This is a genomic window from Lysinibacillus sp. FSL L8-0312 (assembly GCF_038003285.1).
GTDB classification, from domain to species: Bacteria; Bacillota; Bacilli; order Bacillales_A; family Planococcaceae; genus Lysinibacillus; species Lysinibacillus fusiformis_D.
The window spans coordinates 1862072-1877283 of record NZ_JBBOOV010000001.1 but is presented as its reverse complement, the minus strand read 5'-3'; the positions used below and the strand labels follow the sequence as shown (position 1 = coordinate 1877283).

General features: G+C 37.7%; 13 protein-coding genes. 10 read left to right on the top strand and 3 right to left on the bottom strand.

The window, feature by feature from the left end; translation table 11 throughout:
- Positions 1 to 59: 59 nt before the first annotated feature.
- On the bottom strand, positions 60 to 1187 hold the full coding sequence (locus MHI22_RS09500) for a hypothetical protein (protein WP_036124253.1): 1128 nt from the start codon (positions 1185 to 1187) through the stop codon (positions 60 to 62).
- Between the two features lie 642 nt (positions 1188 to 1829).
- Positions 1830 to 2834 (bottom strand): hypothetical protein, encoded by a 1005-nt coding sequence (locus tag MHI22_RS09495; protein WP_340811815.1) that lies wholly within the window; start codon positions 2832 to 2834, stop codon positions 1830 to 1832.
- A 405-nt stretch (positions 2835 to 3239) separates the two neighbouring features.
- Here MHI22_RS09495 and MHI22_RS09490 point away from each other — a divergent pair, with 405 nt between their 5' ends.
- The 5 genes from MHI22_RS09490 to MHI22_RS09470 all read left to right on the top strand — a co-directional run bounded on the left by MHI22_RS09490 (position 3240) and on the right by MHI22_RS09470 (position 9534).
- On the top strand, positions 3240 to 4907 hold the full coding sequence (locus tag MHI22_RS09490; protein ID WP_036124257.1) for a spore germination protein: 1668 nt from the start codon (positions 3240 to 3242) through the stop codon (positions 4905 to 4907).
- A 21-nt stretch (positions 4908 to 4928) separates the two neighbouring features.
- Entirely contained in the window at positions 4929 to 6026 is a 1098-nt protein-coding gene (locus MHI22_RS09485; RefSeq protein WP_036124259.1) for a spore germination protein, read from the top strand.
- Positions 6023 to 7213, top strand: coding sequence for a Ger(x)C family spore germination protein (locus MHI22_RS09480; RefSeq protein ID WP_340811813.1), 1191 nt, complete (start codon positions 6023 to 6025; stop codon positions 7211 to 7213). Before MHI22_RS09485 ends, MHI22_RS09480 begins: the two co-directional genes overlap by 4 nt.
- Before the next feature lie 280 nt (positions 7214 to 7493).
- Positions 7494 to 8843: an IS1182-like element ISBsp5 family transposase gene (locus MHI22_RS09475; RefSeq protein ID WP_340811474.1), complete on the top strand. Its 1350-nt coding sequence runs from the start codon at positions 7494 to 7496 to the stop codon at positions 8841 to 8843.
- A 229-nt stretch (positions 8844 to 9072) separates the two neighbouring features.
- Positions 9073 to 9534, top strand: coding sequence for an SAM-dependent methyltransferase (locus tag MHI22_RS09470; protein WP_058844358.1), 462 nt, complete (start codon positions 9073 to 9075; stop codon positions 9532 to 9534).
- A gap of 112 nt (positions 9535 to 9646) precedes the next feature.
- On the opposite strand, the gene MHI22_RS09465 is transcribed toward MHI22_RS09470, so the two are convergent.
- The gene (locus tag MHI22_RS09465; protein ID WP_036124263.1) at positions 9647 to 10342 is read right to left on the bottom strand and encodes a response regulator transcription factor; all 696 of its coding nucleotides are present in this window, start codon (positions 10340 to 10342) and stop codon (positions 9647 to 9649) included.
- A 144-nt stretch (positions 10343 to 10486) separates the two neighbouring features.
- Here MHI22_RS09465 and MHI22_RS09460 point away from each other — a divergent pair, with 144 nt between their 5' ends.
- From MHI22_RS09460 to MHI22_RS09440, 5 genes are all read left to right on the top strand, one after another.
- On the top strand, positions 10487 to 12112 hold the full coding sequence (locus tag MHI22_RS09460) for a flavin-containing monooxygenase (RefSeq protein ID WP_340811811.1): 1626 nt from the start codon (positions 10487 to 10489) through the stop codon (positions 12110 to 12112).
- 26 nt (positions 12113 to 12138) lie between these two features.
- On the top strand, positions 12139 to 12864 hold the full coding sequence (locus MHI22_RS09455) for an SDR family NAD(P)-dependent oxidoreductase (RefSeq protein WP_196243750.1): 726 nt from the start codon (positions 12139 to 12141) through the stop codon (positions 12862 to 12864).
- A 32-nt stretch (positions 12865 to 12896) separates the two neighbouring features.
- Entirely contained in the window at positions 12897 to 13850 is a 954-nt protein-coding gene (locus tag MHI22_RS09450) for an alpha/beta hydrolase (protein ID WP_058844355.1), read from the top strand.
- A gap of 136 nt (positions 13851 to 13986) precedes the next feature.
- Positions 13987 to 14403 carry a YugN family protein gene (locus MHI22_RS09445; protein WP_036128457.1) on the top strand — a complete coding sequence of 139 codons (417 nt, stop codon included), beginning with the start codon at positions 13987 to 13989 and terminating at the stop codon, positions 14401 to 14403.
- A gap of 152 nt (positions 14404 to 14555) precedes the next feature.
- Positions 14556 to 14720: a hypothetical protein gene (locus MHI22_RS09440; RefSeq protein WP_186436205.1), complete on the top strand. Its 165-nt coding sequence runs from the start codon at positions 14556 to 14558 to the stop codon at positions 14718 to 14720.
- Positions 14721 to 15212: the final 492 nt, after the last annotated feature.

Here is a 15212-nt window from a genome sequence, read left to right as displayed (position 1 = left end):
TCACATCAGAAAACTCAAAAAGGGCTACTCCTATATCAATAGGAGAGCCCCAATAAAATTTATTTAGTTTGCTCTGGAAGTAAATCTTGCCCATTAATTATGAGTTTAGATGCAGAGATGAGAATATCTTTATTGGCCTCATAATAAGGATCTAAAATTTTATAGAAGGCTTCCCATTGCTCACCAGCTTTTTCTTCTTCCCCATCTTTCTCAAGGGTAACAGCTTTTTCATAGTGTTGTTTTAATTTTGTGTAATCCGATTGACTAATTTCGAATTCAATATCAGCCATATATTCTTCAAAGGAAATTTGTTCATATTTAAAATGTGAGTTCAACTTTTCGTAGAATTGATCCCAAAGCTTCATTGATAACTCTTCGTTTTTATCTTTATCTGCTTTTTGAGCTTCATCATAGATAGATTTTAACTCTGTGAGTTCCTCTTTTGTCAAATCTACTTCCATGTCCGCCATGTATTGCTCAAACGTTAGTGGCGGATACAGCTCTTGGTGATACGGCTCAAGGATCGTGTAAATTTTATCTATTTTTTCTTGTGCCATTTCCGTTTTATCTTCTTTTGTGAATTTTATCCATTCTGTATAAAGAGTTTTCAACTGCTCTTTATCTTGAGCTTTAATAACAATGTTCTTTTCAGTAAATGCTGCTTCATTGATAAATTCTTCAAACGGCTCAGGTTGCCAGTTTGCTAATTCATAGGGTCTTGTGATGTTATCCATCGCTTGATAGAGACGTTCCATTTCCTCATAATTCTCTTCTTTTCCTGCTTTTTTCATGTCATGAAAGAGTTTTTCTAATTGGATTAACTCTTCTTTCGTTACGCCCTTAGGTAGTGATTTTTTGTACACATCAAAGGTATAGAAGTCCGAGTAATCCTCTATAATGCTACCTTCAACTGAAATTTCCTGTCCTTCCACTAGCTTCAATTGCTCGATTTGCTGATCAGAGAATTTGTGTAACCCAATATAATAATTTTTGCCATCTGTACCTTTGATAGTAAGGCCATCACCACCAAAATATTTAACGGTACCTTGTATTTTTTGTTCTATTTGCATTATGACATTATTTGTTGTTTCCACAGATGTTGCACCAGCTTGCAGCGGTGTTAATACAGCCATTCCTAGTGTTAGTGCTGAAGCCAGTAGCCATGTTTTTTTAACAGGTTTTTTCATGTTTATCAATTCTCCTTTAGGTTAACTTGTGTTACCAATAATTAGACGTTTTACCAATTGAAAAGGTTTTATCTTTTTTAAAAATTTTTAAAGAAATCAAAAGAGCGGAGTTCAAGACATGCCCTCTCTTTTTTAGTACCCGATTGCTTTGAAAAATAGCCATTATTTACAGTACAACTTACACAAAAGATTGGGTCTTATTTAGATTGAAGGAAGGAGTATATGTACAAGGACATGACGAAAGTGTTTTCTATAGGGAGAAAGAGAACTGAACGTTACTATTCTGCAAGGGGAGGAGCGTTTTCCGTTACGACCTAGTACGTCCTTGGAATTGCACGAGTAACGAAGGCATTAGTGCAGAGTATGATGGTTTTAGCTTTGTGCTCCTAATTGTTAGCTTTAGGAGCACTTTCTGATGAACATCAATTGAATTCTAATGTTTAAAATGTTCCACTACTACTGACTATAGTGAAAGTCTACCGATTCCAGTGGGTAAGCGAGCCTTTTTGAGACCCTGCACGTAGAGATAGCGAAGGAAGTAGCTTAACGCCAATCCACAGGAAAGCGGGTAGTCTGAAATGGGAATGATTATTTTTTATCTGTTTATGTTAAATCAGCTTTCATAAAAAGTGAATGCCTTTTCTACTGTTCATCCTGGAAATAGATTTTATAGAATTTACGATTCGTTGCCTCATCATAGCCAACTTCAATCAGCTCATCTATTTGATCGATATGTTGAATATTTACTTGTATTTCAATGTTGGCATCCAGTTTGATTTTACGTTTATACTTCTTCTCAGCCTTTTCTAAAGCACTGTCCGAAATGACTGTTTCATAGGGTTTGACTGAGTTGATGATGATATCTTTTTGGCTAGCATCTGCTTGCTCAAATACGGTGTCGATATAATGGTTTACTTGAAACTCCTCTTCATTTCTAAAATAATCTAGTGTTTTATTCAGAAGTCCCAGCTTCTCCGTGTTTGTATAATTTTCTTCCTTTAAGATGTATTTTTTACATTCAGCTAATGCTAAATCCGTTTTATGATAATGTTCATCTGCTGCTTTAATTTTTAAAAATCGTTCTTGCCAATAAACAATATCTTCTTTACGTTTCGTTTTCATAAACACAGCAGGTGCTTGATCTGGTCCCATATCAACAATGATAGCCATATTATTTATTTTCTTGACGTTAATACCATCAACGCCGTTGATAATCATTTGATTGTGGTCATTTTTTACATCTAAAAATATTTCTTTTTCATCAATTTTGACAATGGCAATAACTTTTTTAGCTTCATTCAATAGTAAACAATTTTCGAACAAACCAATAAACAGTTCACCGCTTTTGATGTTTGGATGTTGTGAGACACTATGTAAGTGCCTAGCCATATTTTGTGACTGTTCTAGAAAGTTACTGTTCTGTTCAAAAATAGTCTTAGAATACGTAAAAACTTCATTAAGCTCAATATTGGTTTCATGGAAAAATTCGTATTGCTGCTCCATATCTATTTTACTAAATGCAAGCTGTGTAAAGGCTGCTTCTAGCATGACTTCGGGTTGAGACAAGGCTTCTTCTCCTAAAATAAGTGTTTCGCTCACAAAATGTAGACTATATTGTGCTAATTTACTTTCACTGACTTCTAGCATAAATTTCACCTTCTAATTTTTCATAGTAGCTAGTATACCATATCCTATTTAATAGATTTCATTTATCCTAAACATTAAAGGTGGAAATAAGGCATGAGAGGGGAATGGGGAGTCCTGCTCATAACGCATGAAATCAATGTCGTTAAAGAAAATTGGATTTAGAAAGTAAGTAGAATCGATATTGAAGAATACTTAGGAAAGACAAGTCAACTTATCCAATACTACAACAATTTATTAATACCAGTTCTCAAATTATTTGAGGCTGGTTTTTTTATGACTATCAAAGATCAGATGTCTTGTTTTGTGAAGAATGTTGGGGATTAGAAGTTTAAAATGCCGTTGCTTAGATAATGCTAAAAACATGTAGGGATACTCTGTACGATTGTACTAAAGAGGGTGATCAATATGTGGGAAAAGGTGATTTCCTATGTGCCGCATTGGCAAGTTTTTTTTCAGGGCTTTTTAGCATTTTTCATTCCATATTTGATTTTCAAATTGTTTAATGGTTTTTTTATTGTCAAAAAGGGCAACGGCAAAATTGATATAAAAGAATATAGTGATCAAAGTGAGACGGTGCATAAACCTATTCAAAAAACGTTAGAGCAATTTACAGGTAATTACAGTGAAGATCTCTTACTAATGAGGAAAGAACTTGGTCATAATTGGGATATTCATTTCAGAGAATTTCACATTGGAAATACTGGTAATCGTGCAGCTATCGTTTTTCTTAAAGGGTTATGCGATAAAGAGCTGATTGACAAGCATATTTTAAAATCATTAATGAATGGACTTTCAGAAAGTTCCACGTTGATAAGAGGTTATGAATTACAACAATTGATTGCAAATGAAATCCTACCAGTGAGTGATCTTATAGATGAATCGAATGTCATGAATTCCGTGGGAAAGGTATTAACTGGCTCTACTGTATTAATTGTTGACGGTATACCGAGTGTATTTATCATTGGTACCGCACATGGAAAGACTCGAAATCTTGAGGAGCCTGTTTCTGAAGCATTGGTACGTGGACCAAGGGTGGGCTTCACGGAAAAATTAAGTGTCAATACTTCTTTATTGAGGCAACATGGTGAAAACCAACATTTATCTATTATTGAAATGGAAGTGGGGGAGCGAATAAAAAAACAGTTAGTCTTAGCCTATATAGATGAAATTGTGGAACCTGATCTCGTCAAAGAGGTGAGGAAACGGATTGAAACAATCAATTTGGATGATGTAGCTGAATCAGGTTATATTGAGCAATTGATTGAGGACAATTATCTTAGTCCGTTTACGCAAGTACAGAGTACCGAGCGTCCTGATCGTGTTGTTGCAGCTTTACTGGAAGGACGAGTTGCAATTCTATTAGACGGCACTCCCTTTGCTTTAATTGTACCTGTCACATTTAATATGTTATTGCAATCACCAGAAGATTATTATGAACGTTGGTTGCCTAGCTCTCTTATCCGTTTGCTTCGTTATTTTGCTGCAGGTATCACTTTATTTGGACCATCCTTGTATATTGCTTTTGTGTCGTTTCATCAGGGGTTAATTCCCACTAAACTAGCGTTGTCCATGATGGGGACAAGGCAAGGGGTACCCTTCCCAGCATTAATCGAAGCTCTCATTATGGAGGTTGCCATTGAAATACTACGAGAAGCGGGCCTTCGCTTGCCTAAGCCGATTGGTCCGACAATGGGAATTGTTGGGGGGCTTGTCATTGGAGAAGCAGCAGTACAGGCAGGAATTGTTAGTCCAATTATGGTTATTGTTGTTGCACTAACGGCGATTTCTTCCTTTGCTATTCCTCAATATAATGCTGGCATCACGCTACGAATGCTGCGATTTGTCTCAATGTTTTCTGCTGCTTTATTTGGACTATATGGCATCATCCTATTTTTCTTATTCCTTTGCAGTCATTTAGTGAAACTAAAGAGCTTCGGCGTACCATATCTTAGTCCTACTGTTCCGTATAGAGCAGGTGACTGGAAAGACTTTATGGTTCGTATGCCGTTCAGGGTGATGAAACATCGTCCGAGATTATTAAAGCCAAAAGATTCTATCCGCAAAGGGAAATAAGAGGAAAGGAGAAAAACAGCCATGAACAGCACTTTAAAAGATAAAATAACGACATCACAAGCAGTTGTTATTATTATTAACTATATTCTTGCCACTGGAATTCTTACCTTACCTCGTGCATCTGTAGAAAAAGTAAAAACGCCGGATGTATGGATTAGTGTTTTTTTAGGTGGAGTTGTTGCCATGATTGCGGGCGTAATTATTGTCAAGCTAAGCCAACAATATCCTGACAAAACATTTTATCAATACAATCAAGATATTATAGGGAAATGGTTGGGCTCATTCATAAGTATATGTGTAATTGTCTACTTTTTTACCATTTCTGCTTTTGAGGTTCGCATAATGGCTGAAGTAACCTCTCTCTTCTTATTAGAAGGAACACCTACATGGGCTATCATTTTGCCCTTTTTGTGGGTAGGGATTTATTTGATTAGTGGTGGCATCAATACAATTGCTCGTTTGTTTGAAATCATTTTCCCTATAACCTTTGTGATTTTTTTGCTCGTGGCCTTTTTAAGCTTAGGAATCTTTGAAATCGATAATCTTAGACCAGTATTAGGTTTGGGTGTTGTACCCATGTTAAAGGGGATCAAAACAGCGACACTGGCATTTTTAGGTCCTGAAATTATGCTGCTTATAGTAGCATTTATGTATCCATCAGATAAATCAAAAGCTGTAAAGGTTGTACTAGTGGGCATAACGATTCCTTTACTTTTTTATGTTATTACAGTTGTTATGGTTATTGGAGCTTTATCCATTGAAGGGGTTATGACAAGGACATGGCCCACGATTGAATTGATGCGAAGTTTTGAAATTCCTGGATTAATTTTTGAACGCTTTGAGTCGTTTTTACTGGTCATCTGGATTATGCAAATATTTGCTACCTTCTCGATTACCTATTATGCAGCTGCTTTAGGATTAGCTCAACTTTTTAAGAAAAGTATGAATCCTTTCTTATACGGATTATTACCGATTATTTATATCATTGCGATGACGCCAAAAAATATTAATGATCTTTTTACATTTGGCGATAAGATTGGCCATGCTGCACTAATTTTATTTGGTGCCGTACCTATAATTTTACTCCTTATATCGAAATGGAGAGGAAATAAAGCATGAAGCGAAAACATCAATATATCCGATACCTTCTATTAATGACTGTATCCTTTCTTCTTACTGGTTGCTGGAGTAGTAAAGAGATTGAGGATTTAGGTATTATTGTAGGCACATCATTGGATTTAGAAACAGGTGATGTATCTTCTGAGGAGCAACAAGATGCTAGATATGCAAATAGGGATCTGCTAACAATTACCAATCAATTCATTACATCAGAGACAACAGTTTCTGGAACGAAAGAGGGTACCTTACCTGAAAAAGCATATAAAAATGTCACTGAAACGGGCGATGCGGTGTTGCCAACATTACGAAATATGCTTCTAAAAGTTGATAAACGCTCCTTTGCTGAACATTCCAAAGTGATTATTATTGGGGAAGATTTAGCCAGTACCGTCAATCTTCAACAAACACTAGATTTTTTTCTAAGAGAATTAGAAATACGACCGAGTGGCCTGCTCCTTATTGCTCAAAATCGTGCAAGTCAGGCACTTGAAACGAATGAACCAACGAAAATTCCAGCTTTTCAATTAGTGGAAATGATGGAGGGGCATGAAAGGACGACTAAGATTTTACCACCGATGACCGTTGCCAAGTTAGAAGGAAAGCTCTATTCAGACTCAAGCTTTTTATTGCAAAATGTGTTAGCGGAAGATGGGGAAGTAAGGTTTGCAGGAGCTGCTGTCATTGAAGGCAAAACGAAAAAGTTGCGTGGCTTTTTAAATGAAAGTGACTTGGAAGGAATTGCATGGATAACAGGCGAAGGGAAAGGTGGTTTAGTCAAAGGCTTTGATGAGGAGTCAGGAGCACCCATTATCTATGAAATTATTTCAGATAAAAGTAAAATTATTCCTCTCATAAAGGACGATCAAATCTCTTTTACCATAAAAATCCAAACAGAGGGTAGAATCTCTGAACATTGGGTCCTATCAGATAAGGCATTTGACAATCGATTTTTGAAAAAAGCGGAGAAAGTATTTGAAAATGAGATTGAACGATTAGTGAAGAAGGTTTTGGAAAAAACGCAACATGAATTTCAAACGGATGTTGCTGGATTTGGCAATAAAATAAGAATAGATTATCCAAAGGTATGGCAAAAAATAAAAAAAGATTGGGATCAAACATTTAGTGAGGTTCCAATCACATGTGAAGTGAATGTAACCATTAAAGATTATGGGACGTCAGGTGATTAACGAGGTTAATCATCTCAGACTGTAGACAAACTCGCTGAATTTTGAGTTTGCCTACAGTCTTTTTTCTTTTACAATAAAATAAAGTAAAGCCGTTGATTTCCACTACGGGCGGACGCTTTCCGCGGGCGGGGTCGAGCTGCTTCCCTCGCTTCGCTCAGTCCAGGATCTCGACTTTCCCGCTTTTCCCGCAGGAGTCGCCGCCCTTCGTTCCAATCAACTTCTATATAAAATACTCTATCTACATAGGGTGTTGAAAAGTAAACTTTTGAGGTGATCAACCATGATGACGAAGAATCAAACCAATGAACGTGAACAATTAGAAATGTTAACGATTGATCAATTAGTTCCCAACGATCATTTAGTGCGAAAACTAGAGGCTGCTATTGATTTTTCATTTATCTATCCTTTAGTAGAACATCTCTATTCACCTAATGGGCGTCCAAGTATTGATCCTGTCGTTCTCTTCAAAATGACGTTTATTCAATATGTTTTTGGCATTCGCTCCATGCGTCAAACCATCAAAGAAATTGAAACGAATATGGCGTATCGCTGGTTTTTAGGATTTGGCTTCCATACAGAAGTCCCGCATTTCTCTACCTTCGGTAAAAATTATGCCCGTCGCTTTCAAGACACTGATATATTTGAACAGATATTCTATCGTATTTTAAAAGAGATTATGCATCAAGGACTCCTCCATGCAGACCATTTATTTATCGATTCTACGCATGTGAAAGCGAGTGCGAATAAACGGAAGTATGATAAAAAGGTCGTGCGAAAAGAAACACGGGCTTATGAAGAAAAACTTCAATTAGAGTTAAATATGGATCGTGAAGAACACGGAAAAAAGCCCTTTCCCCCGGAGAAATTTGAAAAGGAAGAATGGAAAGAAATAAAGGAAAGCACGACAGATCCTGAAAGTGGCTATTACGTGAAGGATGAACGTACGAAACAGTTTGCGTATTCTTTCCATGCAGCCACAGACGAAAAAGGCTTTGTCTTAGGTGCCATTGTGACTCCGGGAAATGTGCACGATAGCCATGTATTACAGCCACTTGTTGAAAGGGTCATTCAAAACGTTCAAAAACCAATCGCTGTTGCGGCAGATGCAGCCTATAAAACACCAGCGATTACGAACTTTTTGTTAGAGAATCAAATGTTGCCTGTTCTTCCGTATACACGTCCTAAAACGAAAGATGGATTCTTCCGAAAGCACGAGTACACATATGACGAGCACTATAATTGTTATCTTTGCCCACAAGGGCAGATATTGAAGTATGCGACAACGACGAAGGAAGGATATCGCCAATATAAATCGAATCCTTTGATTTGTGCGAAGTGTCCAAGCCTTTCCCAATGTACAGAAAGTAAGCATCATCAAAAACTCATTCAACGCCATATTTGGGAGTCGTATGTGGAGGAAGCTGAACATTTACGCCATTCCTATGACATCAAACAAATTTATGCAAAGCGCAAAGAAACGATTGAGCGTGTCTTTGCCGATGCAAAAGAAAAGCATGGTATGCGATGGACAACCTTAAGAGGTCTAAAAAAATTGTCCATGCAGGCGATGCTTACTTTTGCTGCCATGAATTTGAAGAAACTGGCTACTTGGACGTGGCAAGTAGCTTAAGAGAGCAACTAAGCTCGAAGAGTATGTTGAATTTGGTAGTATATTACCAAATGTTAAAAATAAAATAGGAAGAAAAATGACAAAAACCATCGAGAGTGAACTTCTCGATGGGCTTTTGTCTACAGTCTCAGGTGATTAACGAGGTTAATCATCTTTTTTTGTCTATTTTGTATATACTGGAATTAAAGTCCGTATTATTAAACATTCGAAAAGATGGGAGATAAAAGACATGCAATATATCGTTCAATCAATCGCTACAGTTTATAACAATCGGCAAATGATCAAAGATGATTATTGGGGAGAGATTATTTCAACTATTGAACTTGCTGATCATATCCAGGAGGCATCCTTAAAAGGAATAGGAGATTTTTCTCATCTAGAAATTATTTTTTATTTTGATAAAGTTACAGACGATCATATCCAATATGAGGCGAGACATCCTAGAAATAATCAAAATTATCCCGAGGTCGGCATTTTCGCGCAAAGGGGTAAGAATAGACCCAATAAATTAGGAAGTACAATCGTTGAGTTATTAGAGGTCAAACCAAGAGCATTAATCGTCCAAGGGCTAGATGCCATTGATGGCACACCTATACTAGATATAAAGCCTGTGATGAAAGAGTTTTTACCTAAAAAGGATGTTCAACAGCCAGCATGGTCAATAGATTTAATGAGGGCCTACTGGGGGTAATAAAGTTGTTAAAGCGAAGACATTTGAGTCTAAGAAAATTGTTGCATTATGCAATGGATGCAGAGCATACTTGTGTAGTAATCGAGGGGAGTTGCATGCTCCCCCTGAATTTTTATAGAATAATTCCCTCTTGATAAAGAATGCTAATGGCATGAGAACGATTTCTGGCATGTAATTTTTTGATAGCAGATTTGACATATTGGGTAATAGTTAATTCACTTAAATCCATAAAATCTGCAATTTCCTTCGTACTTCCCCCTTGTGCTACCTGTCTCATCACCTCCAGCTCACGTTTGCTAAGAAGGCCTTCCTTTTTGCTATTTCTAGTTTGCATGATAAGCTGACCAATAACATTTCCAAAAGCTGTCATGTCATCCAATAGCTTTTCATTTATAGCGATTTCCTCTTCCAATTGTGTACTACAAATATAGCCGAAAACATATTGGCCAATGAAGATGGGAATGATTAAAAATGAATTATTTTGTGAGGGAATAGAATATTTAATACTTATATTTTTTAAATAATCCATTCCTGTACAAAATTTAGCCTTCTTATCCTCAATAGCAGCATAAATAATAGGGAAGCTACGAATCTCCTCTCGAATTTCACCGATATGACTACCTCCAGATTCATTCAAAAAAATGATTCCTTCAGCTACAAAGCCTATTGGAGAATACCTTAATAAGTAGGCATCTTTGATAGGAAAAGAATCTAAATATACCTGCAAAATATGTATCAACAGCTCTTCATGATTGGCATAACTTTGTACCGTGTCGAAACGTTTTTGAATGGTATAAAGATTGGACATGACCTATCCCCTTTTTTAAGTATATACTACGCTTAAAATAAGGAATTTTCAATATTTTCTGTAAGTTGTAGTATTTAAGCTAAGGAAATCCAGTATTTTCTTGTATTTGTATTTAATAATTTATTGGAGTGAGGGGTGTAGTGGATGAGTAGCCAAACAATTAAAGAGGTGGATGCAGTTGTTTTAGGCGCTGGCTTTGCAGGCTTGTATATGTTACATCAGCTGAGGAGTAAAGGTTTTTCTACCATTGTATGCGAGGCTGGAGATGGTGTAGGCGGTGTTTGGTATTGGAATCGTTATCCGGGCGCTAGATGTGATATAGAAAGCATCTATTATAACTATACATTTTCAAAAGAGTTGTATGAAGAATGGACTTGGACATCTAGATTTCCAGAACAAGCGGAAATATTACGTTATTTAAATTACGTGGCAGATCGCTTTCAATTGCGAACGGATATCCAATTTAATACAAGGGTCACTGCAGCACATTTTGATGAGGAACGTCATAAATGGATTGTTTATCTAAACGACGGACAGCACATCTTAGCTAAGTATTTTATTACAGGAATAGGCTGTCTGTCTGCTGCCAATGTTCCTAACATTCATGGACTGCAACAGTTTAGCGGAAATTGGTATCACACGGGGCATTGGCCACATGAAAAGGTTGATTTTACAGGGAAACGAGTAGGAATTATCGGGACAGGCTCCAGTGGTATTCAAGCCATACCTGTAATTGCGAAAGAAGCAGAGCAGCTTACTGTATTTCAACGGACACCACAATATACGATTCCGGCTCGTAATCATCCATATGATGAGAACTTTATCAAAGAAACCAAGCAAAATTTCGAAGCTTTAAAGCAGTCGATGAGAAATTCTATATCAGGTACACCTTTTGCACAAAATCAGCAATCTGCAATGGAGCATAGTGATGATAAAAGGATGGCGGTTTTTGAGAAAGCTTGGGCACAAGGTGGTTTTGCCTTCGCAGCCACTTATGATGATCTGTTAACAAATGAACAATCCAATGAAAAAGCAGCGGAATTTATTCGCTCTAAAATACGACAAATTGTGAAAGACCCTGTGGTAGCAGAAAAATTATGTCCGAAGTATATGTATGGCACGAAAAGACAGGTTTTAGATAGTGATTATTTTGAAGCCTACAACAGGGAGAATGTTGTACTGGTGGATGTAAAAGAATCACCTATCAAAAAAATAACAGAAACAGGTATTCAAACGACGGATGAACATTACGATTTAGATCGTATCATTTTTGCAACAGGCTATGATGGCATGACAGGACCATTATTTAAAATTGATATAAGGGGAAGGAACGGTGAGACATTAAAGGAAAAATGGGAGGATGGTGCTTCTGTTCAAACATATCTCGGACTAACAACAGCAGGTTTTCCTAATTTATTTATGATTACTGGTCCAGAAAGTCCATCTGTCCTCGTGAATATGCCAATCGCTATTGAGCAGCATGTAGAATGGATTGCACAATGTATCGATTACTTGCGTGAGCATGACATTGACCTTGTGGAACCAAATAAAGAAGCCGAGGAAGCTTGGAGCAAGCATTGTCGAGAGATTGCTAACACAACACTTTACGTCAAAGGTGATTCCTGGTATACGGGAGCTAATATTGAAGGTAAACCCCGCAGTTTTTTAATTTATCTGGGCGGATTTGATTATTATACAAAGCATTGTCATGAGGTGGCTCAAAATAATTATGAAGGCTTTAAATTAATGAGATTAAAACCAATATCATAGTTTGCAAGAGAGGAGCATATATCAATATGGGACAACAAGTAGTCATTATTACAGGTGCAGGAAATGGTATAGGGAGAGAAACAGCAAAATTACTAGCCACACAGGACAAGGCATTAGTATTAGTAGATTTTGATGAGAAAAGTGGTCAAGACACACTACACGCTGTGAAGGAACATCAACAACAGGCTATCTTTGTCCACGCAGATGTTTCTAAAAGCCAAGACGTGAAGAAATATGTGGAGGCTGCAAAAGAAGCGTTTGGTAGAATTGATGCGTTCATCAATAATGCAGGTGTGTTAAGCCCGCCATCTTTACTAGCAGATTTAGAGGAAGAGACATTTGATAACGTCATTTCGGTCAATCTAAAAGGAACTTTTTTAGGCTTAAAATATGTATTAAAAGAGATGGAGCAACAACAGTCAGGTGTCATCGTGAATACTTCTTCAGCGGCAGGAATACAAGGACAACCCTATTTAGGCGGCTATGCTGCTAGTAAGCACGGTGTTATTGGGTTAACTAGAACTGCTGCCATTGAATATGGTCCTAGCGGTATACGAGTAAATGCTATTTGTCCAGGTGGTGTAATGACTAATATGACAAAGGGCTTAACGTCCAGTCCAGAGGAAAACGGCCCCCTAAGAAGATTAGCAGATGCTTCTGAAATCGCAAATGTAATCGCTTTCTTAATTTCGGAGGAAGCCTCTTATGTGAATGGCGCTGTCGTACCAATTGATGGCGGTTTAACATCGTAAAAAATATTTTAAATAAGAAAGGAAGAATTTTAATGGAACATCGTATTGATTCAGAACTAAGAGAAACGTTAGCAATTTTCCCCCCATTAGATTTAGATAATGTACAGGCAACAAGAGAAGGAATGGCAGCTGTTGCTGTGCCAGCTCCGATAGATGAACAGATAACAGTTGAAAATAAAGTGATTCAAGGGCCTGATGACAACGATTCTCTTCGCATTCGTATTTATAAGTCAAAAGAGCAGAAAGAAATTTCCCCAGGGCTACTATGGATTCATGGCGGCGGCTATGTCTTAGGTGCTCCAGAAGGAGATGATTTGCTTTGTCAGCGCTTTGTTAATGAAGCGAAGTGTGTGGTTGTATCTGTAGACTATCGACTTGCTCCTGAACATCCTTATCCAGCACCACTTGAAGATTGTTATGCTGCGTTAAAATGGGTAGCAGACCATGCGGACGAATTAGGGATTGATCCCAGTCGTTTAGGAATTGCTGGAGCAAGTGCTGGAGGAGGACTCACAGCTGCACTCGCATTACTTACTCGAGATCGTAATTATCCAAAGCTTAGTTTCCAAATGCCTCTATATCCAATGATAGATGATCGGAATAACACACCATCTTCATTGGAAATTACGGGACATATGATCTGGAACCACTCGCTCAATCAAAAAGGCTGGGAAATGTATTTGAGTGGAGAGAACGGCAGCGACAATGTGTCACCATATGCCGCAGCAGCTAGAGCAGATGATTTATCAGGATTACCGTTTACGTATACATGTGTTGGTCAATTAGATCCATTCCGTGACGAGACTTTACAATATGTGACAAAGCTATGTCAGGCTGGAGTAGATGTCGAATTTCACTTATACCCAGGTTGCTATCATGGCTTTGAAAGTATTGCTCCAACAGCCGCAGTCAGTCAAAGGGCTGCCACAGAGTATGTAGAAGCTGCTAAATATGTTTTGCATCGAAAGATTTCAGTGCCTTTATAAATAACTTACAAAAGTCTCGAAACTTTGATTTAAAAAAGTTTCGAGACTTTTTTGGCAATCATAATTACATCATAACTAGTTTGTAATGCCACCTTTTAGGTTAGACTTTTATCGAGTGAAAGGAGGAGAATACAAATTGCTACAATTTGATTCAAAAATTGTTGGAAAAGAGATTGGTTTCGGCTATTTACGTGATAAAATTGCCAATCGAGGTTTTACGATTGGTGGGAATTGGGAGTATTATAAAGGAAGCTTCGATTCGATACTATGGAAAGAGGCAGGGGAAACTATTTATTTGCGTGTTCCCTTTATCGTAACATCAGGGGAACTTGATAATGAGGATGCCCAAATTCGTTTTCAAAAACCATTTGTCATTAAGCATGTTGAGAATATAGGTCTAGATTATGATGAGGGGTCTTTACTTGATGCAACTGGTGTTAGTCAATTCCAAACTCCGCTTGATAAAGACGGGTATATTCACGATAAAAGTAGATGGATTCAAGCAGGCGAACAAGCTGTTGAAGAAAAAGTGCTACCTTTTTTTATGCATTAGCTAGATAAATTTGAATAGCTAATGGCTAAAATTATATGCCTTTTTTCCTTTTTATTATTGGGAACTTGTAATCAAAAATAGAAATAGAATTGTCGTAAGAATTTTCCAACATTATAATAGTGTTAACGTACACTACTAGAAGAGGTGAGTTTATGGACAAAATAGCTATAGATGATTTTCAACATTCCCATCAGAAATTGCAACAAGAAAGACTCATCCATCGAAAAGAAGCGTATCTTGATGTGTTAGCGAAAACAAAAGCATTTGGTGAAATAATCACTTTTGAAGGTATAAAAGGTAATAAAAGAGACGTCTAGGGGACGTCTCTTGTTGTTGAAATAAGATCATGTCAATAGCAGAAAAAGAACTTTTAGCGAGGGGTTGATTTCCGTTCCGCCAGCGTCCTTTCCAGGGGGCGTCCGCTGAGCCGCTTCACTCACTTCCGTTCGCTCCAGGGTCTCAGCTGTGACGCTAAATCCCCTAGGAGTGACGCTGGCTCCACTTCAATCAACCATTTGGCAAAAGTGGCTTTTCTTTCTCTTTCATACGAGCCGTCACGATCAAAATCGCTCCTTATTTGCCTGATGAGAGAAAGGAAAGCTCCTTATTTTCAATGTGGAGAAGTGATGCGTGACAACACCTCTTCATAAAGAGTAGGGAACACCTTCGCTTTATTTGAAAACCTTTGTTAAAAAGAAACATCTTTATGGATTGGAATGGAAGGCTACTTGACTCCCGTGGGATAGCGAGACAGGCGAGCCCCTGCACGGAGCGGTAGCGGAGGAAGCGGCTCGGCGCTCGCCCACAGG

Coding starts and splice junctions, on each gene's coding strand:
- MHI22_RS09500 (WP_036124253.1), bottom strand. CDS start 1,187: ATGAAAAAACCTGTTAAAAAAACATGGCTACTGGCTTCAGCACTAACA.
- MHI22_RS09495 (WP_340811815.1), bottom strand. CDS start 2,834: ATGCTAGAAGTCAGTGAAAGTAAATTAGCACAATATAGTCTACATTTT.
- MHI22_RS09490 (WP_036124257.1), top strand. CDS start 3,240: ATGTGGGAAAAGGTGATTTCCTATGTGCCGCATTGGCAAGTTTTTTTT.
- MHI22_RS09485 (WP_036124259.1), top strand. CDS start 4,929: ATGAACAGCACTTTAAAAGATAAAATAACGACATCACAAGCAGTTGTT.
- MHI22_RS09480 (WP_340811813.1), top strand. CDS start 6,023: ATGAAGCGAAAACATCAATATATCCGATACCTTCTATTAATGACTGTA.
- MHI22_RS09475 (WP_340811474.1), top strand. CDS start 7,494: ATGATGACGAAGAATCAAACCAATGAACGTGAACAATTAGAAATGTTA.
- MHI22_RS09470 (WP_058844358.1), top strand. CDS start 9,073: ATGCAATATATCGTTCAATCAATCGCTACAGTTTATAACAATCGGCAA.
- MHI22_RS09465 (WP_036124263.1), bottom strand. CDS start 10,342: ATGTCCAATCTTTATACCATTCAAAAACGTTTCGACACGGTACAAAGT.
- MHI22_RS09460 (WP_340811811.1), top strand. CDS start 10,487: ATGAGTAGCCAAACAATTAAAGAGGTGGATGCAGTTGTTTTAGGCGCT.
- MHI22_RS09455 (WP_196243750.1), top strand. CDS start 12,139: ATGGGACAACAAGTAGTCATTATTACAGGTGCAGGAAATGGTATAGGG.
- MHI22_RS09450 (WP_058844355.1), top strand. CDS start 12,897: ATGGAACATCGTATTGATTCAGAACTAAGAGAAACGTTAGCAATTTTC.
- MHI22_RS09440 (WP_186436205.1), top strand. CDS start 14,556: ATGGACAAAATAGCTATAGATGATTTTCAACATTCCCATCAGAAATTG.